Here is a 22,840-nt window from a genome sequence, read left to right on the forward strand (position 1 = left end):
AACTAAAAATCTGAAAATCAACTGATTTCAGGTTTTTTTTTGTTTTCCGACCAGAAGCAAAATATGTAGCTTTTCTCACCATTCTGGTGAGCAGTGGCCATTATCACTTAAACATGCATCATGATAACATAAATGTAGTGATCAGTTCCTGATGCCTTTTATTTCAGCTTCTTTTCTCTGGCATCAAGACCAGCATATTGCCCAATGTTTCGGCTGTCCGTGTAAGGTTATCTGCTGTACATGCCAACGCAGTTGTGAGATCGTCTGGCTGGTTTCCAATAGGCATTAATACATCGAAATATGCCTGTAAATTTACATTCCGTTTCAGTGGCACCTTCCCCGCGAAGGCAACCACAGGCAGCCCTTTAAGTTTGGCACGGTATGCTACGCCAAAAGGCCCTTTTCCCTGTAAGGTTTGCGCATCAATACTCCCTTCCCCGGTGATGACCAGATCTGCCCGCTCCAGTGAAGAATTAAAATCTGTAAGTGAAAGAAAATGATCTATTCCATTTACCAGTCGGGCATTCAGAAATGCATATAAGCCTGCAGCTGCGCCTCCTGCAGTGCCTCCGTACTTTATCGCAGCCATATCCCTGCCTGTATGGTGTAAAACCACGCCTGAAAGTTTGTTAAGCGCCTGGTCCAATTTTTTTACCTCATCCGGGGAGGCACCTTTTTGCGGGCCGAATACAGCCGCAGATCCCTGGTTACCTAGTAGCATATTGTCTACATCGCACAAAACAATCACTTCACATTTCAATATTCTTTCGTCAAGGGCTGAAAGGTCAATAGTCGCTAAATCTCTAAGATCCTCAGGAAGAATGGCTAACTCATTGCCGTTCGCTGCTAAGAAACGGACACCAAGGGCACGCAAAATGCCGGTGCCACCATCCACAGTAGCTGAGCCACCCATGCCGATTATAATTTTTTCAACCCCCTGGTCAAGTGCTTTTCTGATCATTTCCCCTGTACCGGAAGAATTGGCACGCAAAGGGTTAAGCTCTTCGGGTTTAAGTAACCTTATTCCTGATGCGTCTGCCATTTCTATAACGGCTGTTGCACCATTATCGATCAGGCCAAATACAGCATTTATTGGTCTGCCCAGCGCATCGTGTACTGCCACATCCAATAATGTGCCTTTGCATTTTTTTATAATTAAGGTTGCTGTACCATCCCCGCCATCTGCTACCGGGAAACACTCAGTGGTCACACCGGCCTTACTTCGCCTTAAACCTTCCTGAATAGCAAACGCAGCTTCTTCGGCATTCAGACTGTGTTTAAAGGCATTGGGGGAAATCAGGATGTGCATCATGTCTTCAGTTACAAGTTTACCACGTTTACAGGATTCCCATTTTTATATGCATTCAAATTGGCAATAGTTACCTCCATTAACCTGGCTCTCGCTTCTTTTGTTGCCCAGGCGATGTGAGGTGTAATGATGCAGTTTTTTGCACCGAAAAGCGGGTTGTCCTTCGCAGGCGGCTCAACAGAAAGCACATCGAGGCCCGCTCCGGCAATTTTACTGTTGTTCAATGCTTCGGCAAGATCTTCTTCGATAATGATAGGGCCCCTTGAGGTATTCAAAAGAAAAGCGCTGCTTTTCATTCGCTGTAAGTTTTCTTTATTGATGAGCCCTTTGGTTTCAGGTGTTAGAGGGCAATGGATACTGACAACATCTGACTGCTCCAGCAGTTCGGGTATTTCTGCCCATTTAAAATTACTGCGGTGAGACTGATCTGTCCGGTTCCGGCTTGTTCCAATAACTTTCATTCCAAATGCGGCGGCCACATCAGCAACCTGCCGGCCTATATCACCAAATCCGATAATCCCCATTGTTTTTCCTGTCAGTTCAACCAGCGGATAATCCCAGAAGCAAAAGTCGGGAGCGGAAGCCCAGCGGCCGGAGGTTACCGCATCACTATGGCGCTGTACATGTAGGCAAAGTTCCAGTAAAAGGCCAAAGGTTAGTTGCACGACAGACGGAGTACCATAACCTGGTACATTACTTACTGTTATCCCCTTTTCCCTGGCCACTGCGGTATCCACAATATTATAACCAGTGGCCAGGACTCCAATGTATCTTAAGTCCGGAAGACTGTTTAATGCCTCAGCGTTTACCGGTGTTTTATTGGTAAATATAACATCTGCCCCTTTTGTGCGTTCAACAACTTTGTCTACTGGGGTGCGATCGTACAGGGTTACTTCACCAAATTGTTTTAACTCGTCCCAGCTCAGGTCCCCTGGATTCAGTGTATATCCGTCTAGTATTACGATTTTCATAAAATACTGTCACGACTATTTTGTTTCCCGTATTTTCTTACTGACCTATTCACATAAAAGCAATAAAGCCAAACTGCTAATGATATTATAAAGGTTGGTGCAAGATATTTTATCGGGTAAAGGAGTTTAGTAGTAAGATCAAAACCGCCTACTCCCATTAGTCCAGCAAATAGCATTTCTTTAGATTTTATATTTACCATATTAATTTATATTGGTTTACTAAAGATAACAATTATTTAAAATACAAAACTGGTTGCGTTTTTAAACGAAGTTGAAAATATTTCTCATTATATAGTTTCCTGAAGCAGTACTAACAACTACTATCAAAGCATGCATTTATCACTTGTTTTAATAGCATTATTGTCTGTAGCGTTTTGTATTCTCAACTCGTATAGATACCAACAGACAGAAATCACAATAAAATCTTAAAATCTATGCTTAGAACAAGGTACTATCTAATCTCATTGCTTTTGTTTCTGATCTGCCTTTCTGCCACCCTTATGTTGAGGGCTATTGTAGATCTGGATGAAGCTATCGCTGCTGTAAAAATTATATTTTTGCCTGCTTTGGTGTGCCTTCTGGTTATGTTGCTACTGCCATTGTCCATATACCTTTTGTACAAAGGGAATAATGCAGGTAAGGTCAAAAAGCACATTAGATTTCGATAGTGATGATAACAGTACAATCGAAGGCCAGATAGATTGTTTAGAAATTGCAGTAAATTATTGTTGTTCAGTTAGATAATGGCTTTATATCCAATTAATCTTTGTATTTTAGATAACCAGGCTTCAGTAGAATTTTCCGGGGGCACGACCAATTATTAAAACTGACAATTAATAGAAAAAAATGAAACCGCAAACTAATCAGCCATCGCCTGAAAACATTATGAAAATTGGAACAGGCTTTTGGGCTTCAAAAATTCTTTTGACCGCTGTGAGTTTTCAATTATTCAGCAAGCTTTCGGAAAAGAAAACTATGAAAGCCAAAGATGTCAAAGAAACTTTAGGACTTAAATGTACAGACAGAAATGTTTATGATTTTTTAGATACGTTAACTGTATTTGGTTTTTTAACGCGTGAAGGTATTTTGGAAACAGCCATTTATTCGAATGCCATTGATGCAGATACATTTTTAGATATAAATAAGCCGTCCTATATTGGAGGTATCCTTGAAATGATGAACAATCGTTTATATGGATTTTGGGGTAATTTAGGCGAGGGGCTGCTTACGGGACTTCCTCAAAACGAAGCCAAAAGAAGTGAGGATTTTTTCGGTTTAATATATGAGGACCCTGAAAAATTAAAAGAATTTACCAATGCAATGAGCGGCATTCAAATGGGGAATTTTATGACCTTTGCTCAAAAATTTGAATTTCAAAAATATAATACATTAGTTGATATAGGCGGTTCAGCCGGGTTGCTTTCGCTTATGGTTGCAAAATATAACCCTCATATGCATTGTACAAGTTTTGACCTGCCTCCGGTTGAGCCTATTGCAAACGCTACCATCCAGCAATTCGGATTATCAGATCGTGTAAAAGCCGCAAGCGGCGACTTCTTTACCATGCCAATACCCAATGCCGAGGTTGTGGTAATGGGGAACATCCTGCACGACTGGGACGAAGAAAATAAAATTTCTTTAATGAAAAAAGCTTATGATGCTCTCCCAGCTAATGGGGCATTTGTAGCTATTGAAGGCATCATAGATGACGAAAGAAAGCAAAATGTTTTTGGTATGATGATGAGTTTAAATATGCTGATTGAAACAGGAACGGGATTTGATTATACATTTGCAGACTTTAACAGATGGGCTAATATTGTCGGATTTAGAACCACCTCACTTCTTCCATTAGCAGGGCCATCAAGCGCGGCAATAGCCTATAAATAAACTTGCATTAACATTTTACCTGCTTTATTCTATGAACATTCTTGCTAACTGTCCATGCGTGCCTTAGGTATTTGTAATTCATGAGGAATGTGCGATATCTTTGCTAAACGGGTGCTCTGGTGTAAAAAAGTTAACAAACTATAGTTTAGGTGGTGGTTTTATTAGTCTTATGCTTGATGTGTAGTGAACTTTGCTTTATTTTTTACTAAAAAATCATTCCAATGTCAATATTGAGGAAGGATTTTTAATCAGAGGTATTAAAAAGCAGAGGTATAGTGCTATTTATGTTAAATGAGCGCAGGGAATATTATAAATATTTATAGATTTGGTTGATATAGGTGAAGATGTGCCCTGAAAGTCTAAATAGTATCGGAGACCATGAGCTCTTGCTCCAACTGAGTGAGGGTAATAAGTATGCGTTTGACATTTTATACAACAGATACTGGAAGCTCGTTTTTAATACTGCCTTTAAAAGGCTAAATGATATGGAACGGTCTCAGGATATTGCTCAGGATGTATTTGTTCAGCTTTGGATCAGGGGTACAGCAAGTCCTATTGAAAACCTTCCTGCTTATTTAAATGTTGCGGCCAGAAATGGGGTATTTAAACATCTCGAGAAAGAGGGTAAGTATGCGGCGCTTCCCGATACTGCAGCTGAACTTGAAGGCGTGCTCGGTGATGCTGATGCGAAAATATTACATGACGAATTTCTTGAAGCTTTTGATCAGCTGATTGAAAGCCTCCCTTCGCAACAGCGTATCATCTTCAGAATGCGTTTTGAAGATGATTTAAGTAGCAAGGAAATTGCTGAGAGGCTGCAGATTTCTCCAAAAACAGTGCGAAATCAATTAGGCAAGGCTTTGAATAAGCTCAGAACATCGTTAATGCTCTTTTATGCAGTTATGTTATACTATCAGGCACGGTAAAAAAGCGGCTTCTTCATTGATGTAATGTAAAAAAATAAAAATTTTTTTACCGCGTGGGCTAATTTGAGTTTTTCGACTCATATAAGTATAAAACGGATCATGAAAAGCGCCTACAAAAACTATTTTAGAGAAATTCTTAAAAAATATAGACAACAAACTGCTAGTTCTGAGGAAATAAAATTCCTGGAGTCTTACTACAATATGTTTGAGGTCAATGACGGGCTGATTAATGGTGACAACGAGTCTCAGTTTTCGGAATTAAGAGATGATATTAAAGCAAATATTGACAGGCGAATTGAACGTCCGAGAGTCCGAAAACTAAGTTATGGCTGGATGAAATACGGCGCTGCCGCAGCTGCGCTGCTGCTTGTTTCGGTTGCAATTTATCTGGTCTCTTACCAGCAAAAAAATGATCTGCTAGCACAAATGGATCGTACCGTTGTTCCTGGAAGTAATAAAGCGGTGCTTACACTGGCTAATGGGAATAAAATTGTATTGAACGAGGTTAAAACAGGAGAGGTCGCACAGCAGTCGGGGATCAACATCACTAAAAAAGATAATGGAGAAGTGATCTATCAGGTTTCAGCCAGCCCAGATTTAACTGAGGAAACTGCAATGAATACCATAACCACTCCAAACGGCGGTCAATATACTGTTGTACTCTCTGATGGTTCCAGGATCAAACTTAATGCAGCTTCTTCGGTAAGCTTTCCGACCTCATTTAAAGGGAGGGAGCGGGTAGTTGACCTCCATGGCGAGGCTTATTTTGAAGTTGCCAAAAATATTCAACATCCTTTTAAGGTGATTTCAGGTTTACAAACAGTAGAGGTTTTGGGGACGCATTTCAATGTGGAGGCCTATGCAGATGAAAGTGCAATCAAAACTACGCTTGTTGAGGGCTCTGTTAAAGTTGTAGCCGGAAAGCACCATATAATTATTTTTCCCGGGCAGCAGGCCAGCGTTAGTAGGGAAAGTACCGGTTCCATTGCTACCGCTCAGGTTAATCTGGATAAGGAGATGGCATGGATCAACGACGTGTTCATTTTTGATGGGGATAACCTGAAATCTGTAATGAGCGAAATTTCCAGATGGTATAACATTAAGATAGTATATAACGGAGCTATTCCTGATAAGAAATTCTTCGGCGGCATATCCAGGAACAGCAAACTTTCTGAGGTATTTAAAATCCTTGAGCTCAATCAGGTAAAACTGAACTTAAAGGGCAAAACGGTATATGTATCGTATGACCCTTCCAATAATGAACAACCCTAAACCACCATACAAAACTAACCGAATTTTTAACTACAAACCATTTATCAGATGATAAGAAAACTACACCACCACCACTAGGAACCACAGGACTAAAAAGCCGAAAGTGTCTCACCACTTCCGGCTCAAAAAAAGGTCAACAGCCAGATGTTGAGGCCGGGCTGTTATTTATTCACTTAATTCTATTCCAAAAGTATGAAATTAACTTTTCTTTACAACCCCGCGTGCGAAATGCGGAGGGTAAAGTACAAATTCCTTATAGTGATGAAATTAACTGCTATTTTATTACTGATCGGCGCCATGCATTTGTCCGCCGCAAGCTATTCGCAAAAAATAAGTGTTTCCAGACGTAACACCACACTTGAGACTGTTTTTCAGGACATTAAACAGCAAACAGGCTATCTCTTTTTTTACAGCGAAGAGGTTAATGTGAACCGTGTGAAAATTCATGTTGCACTTAAAAATGTACCGCTTAGTGAGGCTTTGAGTGCCGTGCTGGAACAGCAGGGTCTGACCTTCAATATTATAAACAATACCATTGTCATCAGGAACCAGATCGGCAATAAAACCTTAGAAAGCATAAAAAATAACTTTGTCGAGATTTCTGGTCAGGTGACAGACAGCAAAACCAGGCAACCCATGCCTGGGGTGAATGTGTCACTCAAGTCGAATTCCAATATTCGTACCCAGACCAATGCTGCCGGAGAATTCAGGATCGCTGCGCAACCAGAAGACGTACTTTTATTCACTTACGTAGGTTATCAGGTAAAGGAGGTAAAGGTTGGAGAGAAGAAGTTCCTGAACATTGAACTCGAAGATGAGGTTACTCAAATGAATGATGTAGTGATCACCGGTTATCAAACCATAAAAAAAGATAGCTTTACGGGCACTGCTATAGCGATCTCCGGAGATCAGCTAAAAACCATAAATCCTCAAAATCTTTTACAGAGTATAGGTGCTTTTGACCCGTCATTCAGGCTTGTGCAAAACAATCTTGCAGGTTCAAATCCAAACAGAATACCTTCCATTAATGTACGTGGATCTTCGGCATTGCCAAGTGGTGATGGCGAAGTATTGAGAAGGGATGCGATTTCGGGTGGCGTGAACATGCCGGCATTTATCCTGGATGGCTATGAAGTTGATGTGCAAAAAGTATTTGATTTGGACGTAAACCGTGTGGCATCGGTTACCCTGCTAAAAGATGCGGCCGCTACTGCCATCTACGGAGCCAGGGCCGCTAATGGCGTGTTGGTTATTGTAACCAAAGCACCAAAAGAGGGTAAGTTACGGGTGAGCTATAATTACGAATTGAATGTTACCGGAGCAGACCTGAGTGATTATCAGGTGCTAAATGCTGAAGATAAACTAAGATATGAAGTGCTTGCCGGCCTGTACGACTCTAGTCACGAGAATATCCCTCAGGATCATTTAGAGGAACTGTATTATCATAAGTTCGCAAACGTAATCGGAGGGGTAAACACTTACTGGTTGTCGCAGCCGGTTCGTACCACGGCCGGACAGAAGCACTCTGTGTATCTGGAAGGTGGTTCTCAGGCATTCCGTTATGGTGTTGACCTGAGGTACCAAACCAGGCCTGGAGTGATGAAAGGTTCTGCAAGGGACCAGTATTCCGGGGGCATGAACTTTACTTATAATGTCAACAAATTTCAATTCAGAAATGACCTTTCTATTACTCAGGTGACGGGAAATGAATCTCCCTATGGCAATTTCGCGGACTATGTAAAAACAAACCCTTACTACCCGATGACCGATGCAAATGGAAACATTACCCGGGTGATAGATATCTGGGAAAATTCAGCAGGTGAAAAATCCTATATTTTCAACCCGTTATACGATGCACAACTGAGCAGTTTTAACAAATCCTCTTATATGGAGATCATCGATAACCTTTCTGCTGAACTGGAGCTAATGAAAGACCTTAAACTAAGGGGGCAGATGAGTTTAACAAGCCGTTCAAATACAGATGACATCTTCATTTCTCCCCTTGCTAATAGATATTACCTCTATGAAACGGCAAAAATTGATGAAAAGGGAGAATATACCAACAAAAACAGGAAAGAAACCTATTGGGACGGAAATATCCGCTTAACCTGGCTAAAGCAAATAGCCAAAAGCTATTTTAACGTGATGGCCGGTGTAAACATACGTACCGAGCTCTCGGATGCCAAGGAGTATACTGCCTTGGGTTTTGCCAATGACCGGTTTTCAAACATCGGATTTGCGAAAGGATATGCAGAAAATGGAAGGCCTTACAGCAGGCTTGAGCGGTCCAGGTTATTCGGCTCATTCATGAGCATGAACTATTCCTATGACAACAAATACCTGATGGATGCTACCGTAAGGATTGACGGCTCTTCCAAATTTGGTGTGGACAATAAACTTGCGCCTTTCTGGTCATTCGGACTGGGCTGGAATCTTCACAACGAGAATTTCCTCAAAGACAACAGTGTCATCAGTCAGCTTAGACTGAGGGTATCAACGGGACTTACCGGCTCTGTATTGTTTGATCCCTATCTCTCCAGAACGACTTACAACTACTCGTCTGATAACTGGTATTCAACCGGTATCGGTGCCACAGTGAACAATTATGGCAACGAAAATCTTTCCTGGCAAAAAACTTTAATGACCGATATCAGTATAGATTTAGGTCTGTTTAAAGACCGTTTAACCATTTCTCCTAAAGTTTACAGGAAATTTACCAAAGATATCCTTGCAGACATCACGCTTCCCCCATCAACGGGCTTCCTTTCTTACAAAGAGAACCTTGGGGATATGGAAAATAAAGGAGCTGAACTGGGGATAAGATGGGATGCCATTCGCAGAAAAGACTGGTCGGTAAACCTGACAGCAAACATGGTAGCCAATAGAAATCGTATTGTCAGGATTTCCAACGCCCTGAAAAAATACAATGACAAAGCCGATGAACTGCAATCAGTAGATCAAAAGGATGGAGGTTTCAAAGGAGTACCCTTGTTGAGGTATAATGAAGGTCAGTCCATCAATGCCATCTATGCAGTACGTTCCTTAGGTATAGATCCTGAAAACGGTCGTGAGCTTTATGTAAAAAGAGATGGGACACTTACTTACGATTACGACAAAAGAGATATCGTAGTGGTAGGCAATGCCGATCCAAAGGTCAATGGGTATTTCGGTGGAACATTCACCTATAAAGGCTTTAATCTTACTGCTAATTTCGAGACTTACTTTGGAGGGGATACGTACAACCAGACCTTGGTCGATCGGGTAGAGAACGCAGATGCAAGGTACAATGTAGATAAGCGGGTATTTGAAGGAAAATGGAAACAATCCGGTGACTTGACCTTTTACAAAAACATCGCAGATTTAGGCACTACAGAAGTAAATTCCAGATTTGTTCAAAAGGATAATCTGCTTAATCTGCAGTCGCTTTATTTATCCTACGATATAGATCAGAAATATGCCAAAAAACTGTCGATGTCTAACTTACGGTTTGCCGTAACTGCCAATGAGGTAACAAGATGGTCCTCGATTAAACAGGAAAGAGGGATTGATTATCCTTTTGCAAGAAGCATCACTTTTTCGGTCAACGCTACTTTTTAGGTCTTACTATTTAACAGATAAAATATAAAAATATGAACATTAAGTTGTTAATCGGTTTCATTTTACTTGCGGGCTCATTGAGTTCCTGTAAAAAATGGCTGGAAGTTCAGCCAGAATCAGAAATATCGGCTCCGGTTCTTTTCAGTACCGAAAATGGTTTCATGGAAGCTTTAAATGGAATATACATCAAGAGCACCAGTCATGACCTATATGGGAAAGAGCTGACATTTGGAACTACTGAAGCGCTTGCCCAAAATTTTTCTATTGGTACGGACGGACAGGACTACAGACAAACTTCCTTGTACAACTACACCAATGGAAAATTCATTGAACGTAAGGACAAAATATGGAGCGGCCTGTATAGTGCCATTGTCAATTGCAATTTGATATTGAGTAATATCGATGAGCGTAAAAATGTATTTACCGGATCAAACTATGAATTGATTAAAGGTGAAACCTTAGCCCTAAGGGCCTATTTGCATTTCGACCTGTTGCGTTTGTTTGCCCCATCTTACCTCAAAAACCCAACAGCTCCCGGAATACCATTTGCAAAAAAATACTCCAAGGAGGTTACGCCAATGTCGTCGGTTACCGAAGTAATGGGTCTGTTGATTCAAGATCTGGAACAAGCTAAAACCTTAATGACTAATGATCCCATTCGCAGCGCGGGATATAAAGTCAACTACCCGCTGGTCACAGATACAACCAAAAATACAGAAGAGAGCTCCCCAATATTGTTCCTCCAGAACAGAAGACATCACCTGAACTACTACGCGGTGTGCGGGACACTGGCCCGGGTTTATCTTTATAAAAATGATAAAGTAAATGCACTGAAAAATGCCAAGGAAGTGATCGACTCGGATAAATTCCCTTGGACCGCACAAAGCGATTTTATTGCTTTTGATGAAGCAAAAAAAGACCGTATCCTTTACAAGGAACTGTTATTTGGTTGGTATATCCCCGGCTCTGCAAAAGACATCAAAGAAAACTGGTTTAAAAGTGGTACCCGTAGTTTCTTCCTTTTGGAAGACGATGCAAGGTTAATTTATGAAGCGGGTACCGTTGGGGGAGAAGACCTTCGCTTCAAACAGTGGCTTACGCTAATGGCAGATGTAAGCAGCAGGTGGTATGACATTGTAAAGTACAATAGAAACTCGCTCAGTACAGAGGCAAATGCCAACTTGCATTACCTGATGGCACCCGCAATAAGGCTAAGTGAGATGTATTACATCGCTGCTGAATGTAGCTATGCAACAGATCCTGTACAATCGCTGAAATACTTTAATGAAGTACGTGCTGCCAGAGGATTTCAAAATCAGCTAACAGTTCCTTCAGAAGACGGTCTTATTAATGAATTATTAAAAGAAGCCCGCAAAGAATGGCTTGCTGAAGGCCAGATGTTCTACATGTACAAGCGACTTAATAAAGCTATTGCTGCACCAACAGGAAGTGCAATCCCGCCTTCAGATAAAATATTCGTATTGCCACTTCCGAATGATGAAATTGTTTACGGAGGCAGATAATTTATAAGAACATAATTATGAGAACTATAAAATCATATATCATCATCATCCTGCTACTATTGTCCATTGCCTCCTGCAAAAAAGCAGAAGAAATGGTGTTTAGTAATGAAGCCAATGTCTATTTCGATATATACAATGGTGACAAAGATAGCCTTGTCAGGACCTTTGCCTATACGCCTACCAAAGCTCAGGACACCTTGTTGTTACCTGTCCGGCTGTCAGGGATAAGAACATCTGTTGCCCGAACGTACAATGTACGGGTAGAATCGGATTCATCTACAGCTATTCCCGAACAACACTATCAGCCATTGAAAAGCACTTACACCATGCCGGCGGACGCGGGTACGGCCTATATTCCGGTCATCATGTACAACAAGGATAAGATTCTGGAAGAAAAATCGGTTTCTATCATTATCAAGCTGATTGCTTCTGATGATTTTGGTGTAAAAAATCCCACAATGCTGCGGGCTAAAGTAGTATTTTCTGCCAAATTGGAAAAACCAGACTGGTGGGATACGTGGCTGACCAATTATTCAAGGACCAAGCACGAATTGTTTTACATCACGACCGGTCAAACTTCTATGACCACCGGTTCTCAAGGTGGCCTGGATGCACCTAAAAACCTTTACTATACTGGCTTGCTCACCATCATGATGAACAATCCTTTTAATTGGGTTACCAAGAATGTGGCTAAGGGGTATGTGTTGGAAGAAGTAACCCCTGGAAATTCGGATAGTTATTATTTTTTCAATACCGGAAATCCTAGTAAAAAAACGCTGCTGAGGAAAAATACACAGACTGGAAAATATTACTTCATAGATGAAAATGGAAAAGAAGTTATTTAAAAACATAAAGATGAGCCTTAGAAAAATAATAGGATTAATAATATTGACTATAATCGCCCTGTCTGCCTGTCATAAAGATTTGGGCGATTATGAAATCAATATGCCCGCTGCACCAGAAGTGTCAAATCTTGATTCAGTTTATACTGCTGTAGTTGGAGATAGTTTAATCATCAAGCCCACTATAAAAAATACAAAGGGAGATGACATAGAACTGCAATGGCGCATAAGCGTGATGACGGGTAACGATGTGAAATTTATCGGGCCGGCACTTAGAATCATATTTGGCCTGGAGGCCCAAAGGTATGAAGCTCGCCTTACTGTTTACAATAAGACAAACGGAATGAAATATTTCCACGATTTCTTCGTAGATGGGGGTACAGAATTCGGCTCAGGTACCGCTGTATTGAGCTTGGAAAACGGCACCACTCAGTTCTCGTTTATTAAGACTGACGGAGAAGTGCAGGCGCGCCTGTATCAGGCCATGCAAGGAAAAGACCTACCAAAAGACCCTATGAATCTTTTCCTGATGAAAAATACTACTACAGGTGGTACACTCCTTGGCTATTGGATCATCACTAAAGGTGGTGGAATACGATTAAATGCCAATACTATGCAGGAAGATCCAAAATACCCTAACACCATTGCTGATAATTTTTTTGCTGCGCCCGATAAACTGGAGGTTGGCCAGCTCAAACAGCATCCTCAAGGTATATTGGCCGGTGTGATCAGCAATGCACTTACCTACGGAACAACCAATACCTGGGACCAATCACCTACTTATGGCATGTTTAGCGCGGCCGAAGGCGAGTATCAACTCGCACCTTCATTTATTATGAATTTTAACCAAAACCAGGGGACCTATTTTATCGGATTCGAACGCAATCTAAAACAGTTTGTAAGGCTCAACGTATATAATGGGCCCACCTATTTTGGTACGCAGTACGATTCTGAATCGACTGCAATATTTGATCCGAAAAATGTAGGGATGGACCTGATTCATATGGAACAGCTCAACAGCAGCGACTGCTTTGCTTATTGCAAAAGTGGAGAGGGAAAAATCTACGAGCTCTCTTTCAATGTGAAATTTACTGGTCCTTTTACCTTTAGCCCATTAAGAAAACGCCTTTTTATTCGCCAGGAACTCATCACAGAGAAAACCAAATGGCAGGGTGCCAAAAACGGAATCATCTACCTTAGTTCAGGATCTAAAGTATATAGATATAACCCAATCAATGAAGATGTAAGGGAGTTGTTAACCGATTTTGGTGGAGGGGAAGTAACGATGATCAGACTTTCTGAAAATGAAGAAACCATTATGGTGGGTGTAGCAGGTAGCATTTACTACCTGGATATTTCAACCGGAAAACTGGGAACATTCATCAAAAAGATTGAAGGAATCCCAGGTGCTCCGATAGATGTGGCAGTACGATAAATAAAACTTATAAAACATATGAAACTAAAATTTTTAATTCTTGCCGCCCTTGCACCTGTTGCAGTGGCCGCACAAACGCCTAATTTTACCATCACAGGAAAAATAGGAAATTTAAACAAACCAGCGAAGATTTATCTTGATTATACTTCTGAGGGCAATGGTCGCACTGATTCTGTGGAATTGGTTGATGGCAAATTTAAATTTTCAGGGAATATTGCAGGCATTGCTTCTTCGCGGATGACGCTTTCGCGTGAAGGCATCAGAGACAAAGAAATTTACGGTACCAAGGGACTGGGTGATGTGATCTATGTCAACTTCGGAAAGGAAGATATCAGCATTACGTCTGCAGATTCACTCTACAATGCAAAATGGACAGGCTCAAAGGTTTATGATGAAATGAAAGCTTTTGATGACCAGGTGGGGCCTACTGTAATGACCGTGCACCATAATGCGAATGTTACCATCAATAGGGCAACGCCTGAACAGCAGCAAGACACAATGTATTTTAAAGTATTGGACAAACAGGTACAGGCTTTCAGAAAATCACGTGGAGAAAAGATGTTGGAGTTTGCCAAAGCTAACCCCCATTCTTATTTCGCGTTGCAGGCATTATCTGAATTGGTAAGTGGCTACAATCTGGAATCAGCGATCGCCATGCCGATCTTTAATAAGCTTGGTGAGGAACTTCGTCTGTCTTATGGGGGACAAGGTCTTTATAAACTATTAAATGCACATACGGTGACTGCCTTAGGTGCCGTTGCGCCAAATTTTACACAGAAAGATGTAAATGGCAAGCTCGTTTCCTTATCAGATTACAAAGGGAAATTGGTACTGGTAGAATTTTGGGCGAGCTGGTGTTCTCCATGTCGGGCAGAAAGCCCAAACCTGCTTAAGCAATATGCTGCTTTCAAAGGCAAAGGCTTTGAAATACTAGGCGTTTCTGTAGATGGGGACAAAGTGAAATGGTTGGATGCCATCAAGAAAGATGGCCTGACCTGGACACAGGTATCTGATCTTAAAGGTTGGGACAATGATGCCCGCAAAGTGTACGGCATTTCGGGTGTTCCTGCAAATTTCCTGATTAGCCCTGAAGGAAAGATTATCGGCAGTCACCTGGTGGGGGAGGCGCTGAACAAGAAACTAGCTGAATTGCTGAATTAAGCAACTGCAGCAATTGCCTTCTGCCCCGGGCAATACCTTTATGGTTTTGCCCGGGGCAGAAATGCACAATACGTGATGAAATCAACATGTATCTTTCAAAAATGGTAATGATCATTATAAAAAAAACATTTACTACAGGTGTATTCCTACTACTGCTGTCTGCCCAATGCTTCGGTCAGAAATTTCGTCCCAAAAAACTAGAAGAAACATTATCTATAGCCGTAAAAAAAGCATATGGTGCTAGTGTAAGGATATGGGGTTATGATACATTGAAAAAGGTGCAGACTAGTGCTCAGTTTACGGGTGTAGTGGTTACTGCCCAAGGCCATATTCTAACAGCGGCACATGTGAATCAACCTGATAATACTTATTTAATCATGTTCCCTAATGGGAAATCGCATGTCGCACGCGGGCTCGGTGAAATTGAATTTACGGAGAATAAGATGTTTCCCGATGTAGCACTCATGAAAATCATCGAAGCTGGTGCCTGGCCTTATGCCGAAATGGGCTGGTCATCTTCCCTAAAGATAGATGAACCTTGTTTAAGTATCGCTTACCCGGAAACACTAAATCAAACACTGCCAACCCTTAGGTTTGGCCGAATCACGGATCTGAAAAATCAGTTTGGGTTTATTCAATCAACTTGCGTCATGGAGCCGGGGGATTCAGGGGGTCCGCTGTTTGATCATTTTGGACGGGTTGTTGCGTTACACAGTGCAATTGGAACCGATGAAGATGAAAATTATGAGATCCCTATCGATCTTTACCGGAAATACTGGACAGCCTTAAATGTCTCCAAAACTTACGGTGCACTCCCTTCAAATGAGGATGCTGTTGGCAATGATCCGCTTCAATCGGCAATTCTGAGTATTTCTGCCCTCCAAGATCAACAGGGTAGTTTTTCTACCCTGACTACAGAGCTAAAGGAGAGTTGTTTAGGTATTAGCAGTACGGTACATGGCAAAACACAAAAAATTAATGGAACTCTAATCTCCCTGACTGCAAGATCAGCCGTTGGTAACAATGTCATCAATAGTCTTGTGATCAGTAAGAGTTCCTTAATTGGCGAAGATCCGGTTGTATTTACTGCGAATAAATCCTTTGCGCTTAAAGTCATTTTGCGTGATCCTGAAAACGACCTTGTGCTGCTGCAACCGATAGGTTCAATTCAGGGCGGTATACAATTAAAACAGTTTAACCGGGATAGCTTATCCTTTCAAAGACTGGGTAAATTTCTGATTTCACCGCTACCAGATCGCCCTGATCAGGTCAGTGTAATCGGGAGTATGTATTTTAATGCCCCAAAAAGGTTTAGCATTGGATATTTAGGGGCTATGGCTACATTCAAAGATAGCAACATTGTGATTACTGCAGTCCAGGCAGGTTCTCCGGCCGGAATAAGTGGGATAGCCGTAGGTGATCGGGTTCTAAGCATCAATGATATGGCGATCAATAAGCCCGAAGACTATGGAGCCGAGTTGATGAAGTTCTGGCCGTTTGATTCACTTACCTTTAAGATAAAACGATTAGATCAACTCTATTTCAAAAACCTGACTTTGGATGTATTCAAATCGCCTTTATCAACGCATCCAGCAGAACTGTTTAATGGAGGTAAAAGCATCAGACGCGATGGGTTTACGCAGGTGTTTAGTCATGATGGCAGGGTCAAGCCCGAGGAATGTGGCGGTCCTGTTTTTGACCTTAAGAATCGTTTCTGTGGCATTAATATAGCGCGTTCCAGCAGGACAACTACACTGGTTGTTCCGACCGAGGTATTACTGCGTTTAATTGAACGTTATCAAAGCAGTCTGCCAACACGATAACTTCATAAGTCAATGCATCATCTACTGAAGTAAAAAATGCGACTATTTACCCACTATTGGTACGGCAAGCGGCTAAGTGTAAGCCACCGGGAGAGCAATATTGCTTCCAAAGCCGCTAACCAACATTTTGGCTTTCGATACAGCCATCGAGAAGCATGTAATTGTCTTGATGGAACTACTGAAGATGTACTTTACTATGTACTTGACTTGCCGAAAGGTCAAATCAATGAGTAAGATATGTCGTCCGTTGTTAAATAAATGATAATTTAATATTATTTAAATCATGTAATTTTATTGCATGAAATTCTCTGTATATGTAATTTATGAACTGCTGATGAGAGCCCAAGAATTTGATCCGGGAATAGGTGAATATCAGTCATATAGAAAAATAAATGCAGGTATTTCAGTGATTACTACCGGGGGTGCTTTTGATATGCCTGCTTATCTTTTAGACAGGCAGTTCAATAATCCTGCTTTGGTCACCAGGGATGATATTTTAGGCCTTTTATCGACTTACAAGCCAAAACAACGCTTTTAAATAAAGGTTGAATGTCTTTTGAGATGCATCTCTTAACAAGATCCGAAGAACAATATTACAATTAACATTATGGTAATGCAGGAGGCTTTTTAAACATTTAGTTTTGCTGAATGAATTATTTGTTCAGCGAATGATAAAAGATTACCACAAGCTATCCGACCACTTGCTACTTGAAGAATGTCGCCTGAACAACCTGAGGGCATATGATCAGTTGTTTGAACGGTATTTTGGTAAACTCTACCAGTTCTCCTTGAACTACGTTAAAAATTCCGCCGTGGCCGAAGAGTTGGTTATGGACCTGATGTTCAACATCTGGAAAAAAAGGATGGATTTGGAGGTTACCGGAGAATTCAGTGCCTACTTGTTTACAGCAATGAAAAATGTGATGTTCAATCATCTCCGTAAAAAGGAGCTGCTCACTGCAGACATTAGTTTTTTGCCAGAGCAGGCGGCTACTGTTAGCCATTCAGCAGACCATCGTCTTCAGTACAAGGAATTGGAACAGGTATACCAGCTGAAACTAAGCCAGCTAAGCCCGCAGCGAAGGAAAATCTTTAAACTAAGTCGTGAAGAACAAATGACTTATCCGCAAATTGCAGAAAGCATGAACCTTTCTGTAAATACAATCAAGACCCAGATGCTGGTTTCGCTCAAATATCTGCGGGAGAGTCTTAAAGAACACATCGATATCACGATCCTACTAACTGTTATTTTCTTTTTTTAATTTTTTTTTCATTTCCGCTCACCCTGCCTAACGTTTATCGGTGTCTTGTAGGTGAAGGATAGATACAATGAATTTAAAAATAGATAAGGCCCTCATTAAAAAATACCTTGCCGGCCTCTGTAATAAGGAGGAATTAAAATTAGTGAGAGACTTTCTTAAGCAGGAGAATGCTCAGCAACTGTTTGATGAAGTATGGAATGAACAATGGGTAAATGAAACTAATGCCAATGATACAAACCACCATTCGCAGCAGATGGCTGACTGGAAAAGAAAAATACATCAGCGGATCAATGAAGAATCTCTAAACTCAGAAATAACCGTTGCAAAAAATACTCCTATTCCATTTATTAAAAGAATTACGAACTGGCAATACGCAGCAATCTGGGTAACATTATTTATTGGGGCCGGACTTTGGGTTATTACATCCAAAAGAAGCAATGAGTCATTAGTGATTGCTTATGTAGAAAAACATAACCCTAGCGGACGCAGAACGATTATAACGCTGCCTGACAGCTCACAGGTTTATCTTGGGCCTGAGAGTAAATTGCGTTATGCAGAAAAATTTAATGGAAGTACCAGAGAAATAAATCTGGAAGGAGAAGCCTTTTTCGAGGTTACTAAAAATCCAAAGAAACCATTCATTATCCATACCGGAATAATCACAACCAAGGTATTAGGTACTTCTTTTAAAGTAGATGCATTTATTAATAAGCCGGTTACTGTTTCTGTAAGTACAGGTAAGGTTAGCGTGGATAGGCATGCCACTAACAAAACAGAATCAATTGCCATATTGATGCCCGGGCAAACCGTAACATGGAATGAAACTGATCATATAAAAACATTAGGCTCTGTAGTGGTTAAGGATATCAGCGGATGGAAAGATGGACGTTTGGTGTTTAATAAAGTCCCTCTATCAGAAATCGCAAATATTCTGGAGCGGTGGTATGACGTGGAAATCAGTTTTAAAAATAAAAAAAACGCTTCAAAGTTGTTAAAAGTCAACCTGACGGCAAATGTACCTATCAATACCTTAATGAAGATTTTAAGTGTCTCGGGACAATTTAAATATCATATTCAAGGCAATCACATTACTATTAATTAATCGGAAAGGACAAGATATGTAACACCTGGACTTAAAAAAAGAAACGCCCTCCCGCTAAGGAGGACGCAAAAATCATCAACGAGCTGGTTGTTTTCGAAGACGCATCAGCCCAGAGATAAATATTAACAGATATCCGCCACTGGCGAAAACCCGTAATGATCAAAAATATGCAAAAAGGATTACATCTGCGTTCTTCTTTTCGATTTATTAGCATGTTATTAAAAGGTGCTATTATCATCAGAAAGAAGTTTAGCAAGATGGCTAATAACAATCTGGTAACAGATAAAATTTATTTCTTTATGAAATGCTCGTTCCTTCTGATCGCTGTCAACCTCACATTTATTGGAGTGCTATTTGCCAGCTCTGTTCGCAGTCAGAATTTGAATCAGAAAATTAAGCTTAAGCTGGAAAATGCAAGTGTCGAAAATTGTTTAAGTACAATAGAAAAGCAATCGAACATACAGATCAATGCCCAGGTAAGCCTGCTAAATAAAATCACAAAAAAAATAAGCATAGATGCTACTGAGATTACTGTGGCCGATGCGCTGGCTAAAGTTTTAAACAATACTAATCTGGAGTATAAAGTAATTGAGGGTTATGTTGTAATTACTAAAAAACCAGTCCCCATAATTATCTCAGGAACGATTGTAGATGAGAAAACTGGTGAAACACTAATTGGCGTAGGTATTCGCATTAAAACAATGGGTGGTGGCGCATCTACTGATATGAATGGTAAGTTCCGTATTACCGTACCTGAGGGCGGAGCGATACTTGTGATTTCTTACATCGGTTATCAGAGTAGAGAAATTAAGGTTGATGCGAATACTAAAGAGTTGAGAATTTTACTGAAATCATCCTCTACCCAATTGGGCGAGGTAACTGTTCAGGCCCGTAGGAAGACAAATACAGAGGTGGCGGTGCTCGACGAGCGTAAAAAAGCGGCTATTGTACAAGATGCCATATCTGCAGTTCAGATAGAACGGACAGCAAGTATTACTACAACACAGGCGCTGCAGAGAGTGCCTGGGGTTACAGTAACTGATGATAAATATGTAGCTATCCGTGGTTTGGGAGACAGGAGTGTAGTTGGCCAGTTGAATGGCGTACGCTTAGCTTCGTCAGATCCTGACAGAAGTTCAATTCCTTTCGATCTGGTACCCGCCTCTCTTTTAGATAATGTTACCATTTATAAAACAGTTACACCTGATAAACCTGCAGATGCAGCAGCAGGTATTGTAGAATTGAAAACCAAGTCTGTGCCCGATAGCATGGTGGTGAATGTAATTATTCAATCTGGTTTTAACTCAAATATCGGGATAGGGGGACAGTATAATAGTTTTTTCAATAGCGATATGGGCTTTTTGGGGGATAAGATCAATAACAAGAATTTGTCTGCTGATTTCTTAAACCTGGCCACAAAGTATAAAGGTGGGGTAAACCAGATCCAGAATATGATTTCGAACAGCGGGTACAGTCCCGCGGCAAAGCAGGAAGTTGGTCGTATTAACGGGATAATGCAGGGCTTTGATCCTGTGCTGACTACCAAATATAAACAGGCTCCATTAAATCAGTTATACTCTGCAACTTTTGGTAATAGTTATACCTTGTTTAAAAAGCATAAACTGGGTATTATAGCTGGCGGTAACTATTATCGCCGTACCACAGATATTTCGGGTGGTGATATTCAGCAATACAGTATTTATCAGGGTGTGGTAACCGGAAACCCGCAGGTAAGCAGTCCAAGAAATATTCCAAATTACATTACTCCGAACAATCTTTACATGGGCCGGTACCAGACCTATAAGGAAAATACAGGTAACGAAACACTTAATTATGGTGTTTTGGGTGGTTTAACTTATCGCTTCGATACCCGAAATGAAATTAGCATGCAGTATCTGGGTAGCTGGGGAGGTGAAACACAAGCCACCAATATGAATGGGAGTTACGAATATACCGGGTTGCCAGGAGAAGTGAAAAGTACCATTTATTCTTTAAAACAGAGTTATCGTACACTAAATACCTTTAACCTTCAGGGAGAGCATAAGTTTTTGGAATCAGACTACTCGCCTAAATTAAGTTACAACATTTCCTCTTCTAAGGCTGGTCAGAATGATCCTGATTACCGGTTTGTAACCCTGGCAGATTATACACCACGTAACGGCGGGTATTATGGTAGCCCTACCACCGGCAATGGTAACACCATTCCGGACCAGGTATACAGTTCGCATTTATATGCACTTTCTTCTGGTTATGTTAACGGCTTTGGTGCTTATGGAATTATTCAGGCAGAGCCCAATGGTCGGCGTTACAGAAACCTGGACGAGACCAATTATAACTATAAGGCAGATTTAACAGTGCCGTTTAAATTATTCGGGCAAAAGCAGGAGCTAAAAACCGGGGTAAATTACCTGAACCGCGACCGTGTATTTACAGAGAATGTGTTGTTCTTACCGGGCTCTAATTTTTCTTCCAATAAATCGTTGCCATTGTATACGGTTTCCGGAAACCTCGATCGTTTGGTGAGTAATGAGATTATTGGAATCCATGCACCAACTGCAGGTATGGGCGAAGGCGCAAGCCCGGTAGGAGGATTCTTATACAACAGCCAGAAATCACCAAACAACTATACCGGTTTTTTTGAGACCAAAGCGGCTTACGCCATGCTGGATTTAAAATTGACCAAAGATTTAAGGTTAACCGGTGGTGTTCGTTTCGAATCTACCAATATCCAGTCGGCGGTAGATACCTCTGGTGTATTCCTTGATCCGGCTTTAACCGCACCGGGCACCAATATTCCGCTTACTTTAATGAGCCCTAACTCCGTTTATAAACCTGGTTATAAGCCTTACTACTCTTTGAACACCACTTATAATTTTAGGGAAAATATGAACTTCAGGGCTGGCTTTAATACGACACTGGCCAGACCCGAATTAAGGGAAATCACCAATGTATTTGAATTTGATGCTTTCCAAATGGGACTGGTTGTCGGGAATCCAAAACTGATCAATCAGACTACTCAAAACCTGGATTTTAGGTGGGAATGGTTCCCTAATAGTGGAGAGGTTATCGCTGTCTCCTTATTTGGTAAACGGATTGAAAATCAGTTGTATAAGGTCTTTAGCTTAAAAACCAGTGGTTTAGCAGCAACATATCCTGAATATCCAACCATCAGATTTGAAAATGATCCAAACGTGGGTAAAGTATGGGGAGTAGAATTCGAGATTGTAAAAGACCTGGGAAGGATGTGGGACCCGCTCCGCAACTTCTTTGCAGGAACTAACCTTTTACTGGCACAAAGTGATATCAAAAAATCACCGGAAAGATTGGAAGCCAACAGGTCTTTGGACAGGCATACGCCAGATAACAGCCCTTTGTTTGAGCAAGCCCCCTTCTCTATTAACGGTTGGATAAATTACGACAATAAGAAATTAGGTACCAGCCTTACCGGAACATTTAATATGGTTGGCGAGCGTTTGATACAGATTAATTTAACCGGGGAGCCCGATCTGTATACCCGCCCGGTGCCTATGCTGGATTTTGTGTTCAGTCAACGTGTAACTAAGCGTGTTATTTTTAAGGGATATGCTAAAAACATATTAAATCCTGCAATTGAAACCGTTTATGCCAACCCAGGTACCGGTGGTAAATGGTACGGAAATAAATACCTGAACCGCAGTTATAAACGTGGGGGAGAATTTATGATGGGGTTCACTTATAATTTGTATTAAAG

At 41.0% G+C, this 22,840-nt stretch carries 15 protein-coding genes; 13 read left to right on the forward strand and 2 right to left on the reverse strand.

From position 1 onward, the window contains the following. Positions 1 to 163: 163 nt before the first annotated feature. On the reverse strand, positions 164 to 1,312 hold the full coding sequence (locus tag HQN86_RS05405; RefSeq protein WP_216854326.1) for a glycerate kinase: 1,149 nt from the start codon (positions 1,310 to 1,312) through the stop codon (positions 164 to 166). A gap of 8 nt (positions 1,313 to 1,320) precedes the next feature. After that, positions 1,321 to 2,280: a D-2-hydroxyacid dehydrogenase gene (locus HQN86_RS05410; RefSeq protein WP_172659978.1), complete on the reverse strand. Its 960-nt coding sequence runs from the start codon at positions 2,278 to 2,280 to the stop codon at positions 1,321 to 1,323. Positions 2,281 to 3,126: 846 nt separating this feature from the next. Between HQN86_RS05410 and HQN86_RS05415 the strand changes: the two genes are divergently transcribed. From HQN86_RS05415 to HQN86_RS05475, 13 genes are all read left to right on the forward strand, one after another. Then, positions 3,127 to 4,167: a methyltransferase gene (locus HQN86_RS05415; RefSeq protein WP_172659979.1), complete on the forward strand. Its 1,041-nt coding sequence runs from the start codon at positions 3,127 to 3,129 to the stop codon at positions 4,165 to 4,167. 344 nt (positions 4,168 to 4,511) lie between these two features. Beyond that, positions 4,512 to 5,093, forward strand: a complete 582-nt coding sequence (locus tag HQN86_RS05420) for an RNA polymerase sigma factor (protein ID WP_172659980.1) — start codon at positions 4,512 to 4,514, stop codon at positions 5,091 to 5,093. A 99-nt stretch (positions 5,094 to 5,192) separates the two neighbouring features. Next, positions 5,193 to 6,365 (forward strand): FecR family protein, encoded by a 1,173-nt coding sequence (locus HQN86_RS05425; RefSeq protein ID WP_172659981.1) that lies wholly within the window; start codon positions 5,193 to 5,195, stop codon positions 6,363 to 6,365. 192 nt (positions 6,366 to 6,557) lie between these two features. Then, positions 6,558 to 9,962, forward strand: coding sequence for a SusC/RagA family TonB-linked outer membrane protein (locus HQN86_RS05430; protein ID WP_246269439.1), 3,405 nt, complete (start codon positions 6,558 to 6,560; stop codon positions 9,960 to 9,962). Between the two features lie 32 nt (positions 9,963 to 9,994). After that, positions 9,995 to 11,485, forward strand: a complete 1,491-nt coding sequence (locus HQN86_RS05435) for a RagB/SusD family nutrient uptake outer membrane protein (RefSeq protein ID WP_172659982.1) — start codon at positions 9,995 to 9,997, stop codon at positions 11,483 to 11,485. 17 nt (positions 11,486 to 11,502) lie between these two features. Beyond that, a complete protein-coding gene (locus tag HQN86_RS05440; RefSeq protein ID WP_172659983.1) occupies positions 11,503 to 12,330 on the forward strand; it encodes a DUF4843 domain-containing protein in 828 nt (275 codons plus the stop codon). A gap of 10 nt (positions 12,331 to 12,340) precedes the next feature. Further along, positions 12,341 to 13,762, forward strand: coding sequence for a PKD-like family lipoprotein (locus tag HQN86_RS05445; RefSeq protein WP_172659984.1), 1,422 nt, complete (start codon positions 12,341 to 12,343; stop codon positions 13,760 to 13,762). Positions 13,763 to 13,780: 18 nt separating this feature from the next. After that, a complete protein-coding gene (locus HQN86_RS05450; protein ID WP_172659985.1) occupies positions 13,781 to 14,923 on the forward strand; it encodes a TlpA disulfide reductase family protein in 1,143 nt (380 codons plus the stop codon). A gap of 107 nt (positions 14,924 to 15,030) precedes the next feature. Next, positions 15,031 to 16,746 (forward strand): S1 family peptidase, encoded by a 1,716-nt coding sequence (locus HQN86_RS05455; RefSeq protein WP_172659986.1) that lies wholly within the window; start codon positions 15,031 to 15,033, stop codon positions 16,744 to 16,746. Positions 16,747 to 17,044: 298 nt separating this feature from the next. Continuing rightward, positions 17,045 to 17,284: a hypothetical protein gene (locus tag HQN86_RS05460; protein ID WP_172659987.1), complete on the forward strand. Its 240-nt coding sequence runs from the start codon at positions 17,045 to 17,047 to the stop codon at positions 17,282 to 17,284. Positions 17,285 to 17,387: 103 nt separating this feature from the next. After that, on the forward strand, positions 17,388 to 18,008 hold the full coding sequence (locus tag HQN86_RS05465; RefSeq protein ID WP_172659988.1) for an RNA polymerase sigma-70 factor: 621 nt from the start codon (positions 17,388 to 17,390) through the stop codon (positions 18,006 to 18,008). Between the two features lie 67 nt (positions 18,009 to 18,075). Beyond that, entirely contained in the window at positions 18,076 to 19,110 is a 1,035-nt protein-coding gene (locus HQN86_RS05470; protein ID WP_172659989.1) for a FecR family protein, read from the forward strand. Between the two features lie 167 nt (positions 19,111 to 19,277). Further along, on the forward strand, positions 19,278 to 22,838 hold the full coding sequence (locus HQN86_RS05475; protein WP_246269441.1) for a TonB-dependent receptor: 3,561 nt from the start codon (positions 19,278 to 19,280) through the stop codon (positions 22,836 to 22,838). Positions 22,839 to 22,840 lie beyond the last annotated feature (2 nt).

Source organism: Pedobacter panaciterrae, assembly GCF_013204795.1.
GTDB lineage: Bacteria > Bacteroidota > Bacteroidia > Sphingobacteriales > Sphingobacteriaceae > Pedobacter > Pedobacter panaciterrae.